Source organism: Limosilactobacillus coleohominis, from assembly GCF_016901675.1.
GTDB classification, from domain to species: Bacteria; Bacillota; Bacilli; order Lactobacillales; family Lactobacillaceae; genus Limosilactobacillus; species Limosilactobacillus intestinavium.
Window position 1 is genome coordinate 1 of sequence record NZ_JACJKU010000117.1, and the last position, 2,618, is coordinate 2,618.

At 40.9% G+C, this 2,618-nt stretch carries 2 protein-coding genes; one reads left to right on the forward strand and one right to left on the reverse strand.

Features of this window, described 5'->3' with window-relative positions; all coding sequences use genetic code 11:
* On the reverse strand, positions 1–143 hold a 143-nt coding region (locus H5975_RS09000), incomplete at its 3' end, for a helix-turn-helix domain-containing protein (RefSeq protein WP_204785567.1).
* Positions 144–495: 352 nt separating this feature from the next.
* Here H5975_RS09000 and H5975_RS07790 point away from each other — a divergent pair.
* A partial coding sequence (locus tag H5975_RS07790; protein WP_204785566.1) for a mucin-binding protein occupies positions 496–2,618 on the forward strand: 2,123 nt, incomplete at its 3' end.

The window sequence follows — 2,618 nt, forward strand, 5'->3', positions numbered from 1 at the left end:
CCTAATTGACGACCGATTGCGCGATTGGAAAGTCCTTGCGACTTTAAAGTCGCAATCATCACTCGCTCTTCTTTAGTAAGGTGTGCATATTTGCGATGAGTGGCCAAAAAGTTAGTGGGCATGGTACCATTTAAGCGCGTCATTTGACGGACATACTTTCATATAGGTTTGATTCACTTAATATGATACCTGATGTCACGCCGAATGGCGTTTTTGCATTTACCACCAATTAGGTGGCTAACTTCATTCTATAATCCACCTTAAAAAATAATATTTTCAAGGTACAGTTTTACAATTTTGTCCAAAAAGCGAACCATTTCACATTTTATTATAAGTCAACCGTTTTCTAGATTGACACCCCTCACCTCAATTTGATAAACTTTTAAATGTTTTACGTAAACGTTTAACTTAAATTTTATAATCTGCCGTAAACAGAGAAAATGCGAGGTAGACGCTTAACATCCAAAAAATATTAACTTGGGGAGAATATAAAAAATGGTTGGCAAAAATAATAAGTTTTTGAAAGAAAACAAGAATAATCAAAGATTTTTGCGTTTTTCATTACGAAAACTGAGCGTTGGAGTTGTTTCAGTAGCAATTGCTGCTGGTTTTTACATTGGCGGAAGCCAGAGCGTACTGGCCGATACCACTTCTACCGTTCCAGTGGTTAGTCAAAGCACTTCCAACGATAATTTGGCAGAGAATACTGACAAGAACACGGTTAACCTGCAGAATTCAAGTGCTTCTGCTGACTCATCAGCAGTTGCTAGTGCCGCTGACAGCACAGCTGCGGAAGCGGGAAAGAGTGCCGTCCCAGCTGCTGAGCAACAGAAGACGGCTACGTTTAACGTTGCTGAAGAAAAGCCAGTAGCCGCATTAAATACGGCCAACCTGTTGGATAATAAGGCGCAATCTAAGGCTGCATCGGATGCTGCTGCTGCAACAGTAAACGACGATGATTTATTGAAGAACATTAAAATCAGTAATCCAACTGATCCAAAATTTGTTCAATATCAGAATTTAGTGGATAGATATAATAGCTATATGAGCTATTATTATGGCGAGGAAAAGCCTTCGCAGTATGTATTTAGTGTCATTAGGGACAGTCGAATTGATACTGACTTTATTTGGACAGTTGATCAAGATACTGGGGAAAAGGTATCCGTCTACTTTAACGATTGGGATAGTGGAATTACTAGCTATCACCAATTTATCGATGCCGATTTTAATGACAAGCATAATGATTACAGATACTCAAAGTACGGAGTCACTCTAAGCTATGACAAGCCTGAAGGATCATCTGGTTCAATCAGTGTTGTTGATGATAATCATTATATATTGGATCTAGGTGACGCTAATTTACAGGATGTTTATGAAATAAATGGGAGTACTGACAATTCTCGTTATGCCTCATTTGCTATTACATTGCCAGAGAAGGGACAACCGATTATTAAGTTCCTGTATAGAAATCCAGACACTGGAAAACTGATGGATTTGAGAGCCCCAATTTATTATTCAAATGGATTGACCGGTCAAAAGTTTGAGCTTGATATTGGCGATTCTTATAAACAAGAACTTAAAGATATGTTCGCTGGGTTCAAGCTTGTGGGTAGTAGTAAGGCAAGTGGAACATTTACCCAATTTGCTCAAGGGAAGACCTACGTTGAACATGATGCGTCTAATGATTCCGAAGTTATTTATCAGCAGATTGATGCTGAGGGAACAATGAAGGTTTTTTACAGAGAAAAAGATGGTGAGAAACAACCTCTTTTAGATAAGCATGGCAATCCATACCAGCTTGAAGCAGGAAGTTCTGTAGATATTAATACAGGGAATGGTATTATAACGGCTTACAACCCGTTTGTTACTGGCGATCATGCTTATGAACTAATCTATGAGCCTGAAGATCAATCCGCTAATATTGTCTATGTTGACAAGGATGGCAACAAGATCAAGACAGATACGGTCAATGGTAAGACAACTCAAACTGTTGATGTTAAATCCAATGTTCCTGCTGGTTGGGTATTAGTTAAGGGACAACATGGTGCTCCGGCAACGATTACCTTTACTGGTGCTCACACGGATGACATTACTATCAAGATTGAACATGGGAAGACTAGTGTCGACCACAACCATCCGGTAAAGCCAGGAGAAAAGACACCTTCTGGCAAGGAGATCAAGGGTGCTCATGATGAAGATCTGAACCAGACGATCACGCGGACGATCAAGATTACGGAACCAGGTAAAGCCACTAAGACGACTACTCAAGTGGCTCACATTTACCGTAATGCTACGGTTGATGATGTCACAGGCGACGTTACTTATGGCGCATGGTCAACCGATGCTGCAGACTGGGTTGCTGTAGATGTACCAGTACATGCCGGTTACACGGCTTCCCAAGCGGATGTTCCAGCGGTAACGGTTAAGGATGGTCAAAAGGACGTTAACATTGACGTAACGTACACACCTGATGAGCAGAAGGGCCAGATTACTTACGTTGATGAAAAGAGGAACCAAATCAGCTCCACGCCACTTACTGGTAAGACTGACGAGGATATTGCTATCAATCCAGTTGCACCTGCTGGTTGGGAATTAGTACCTGGCCAAAAGTACCCAGC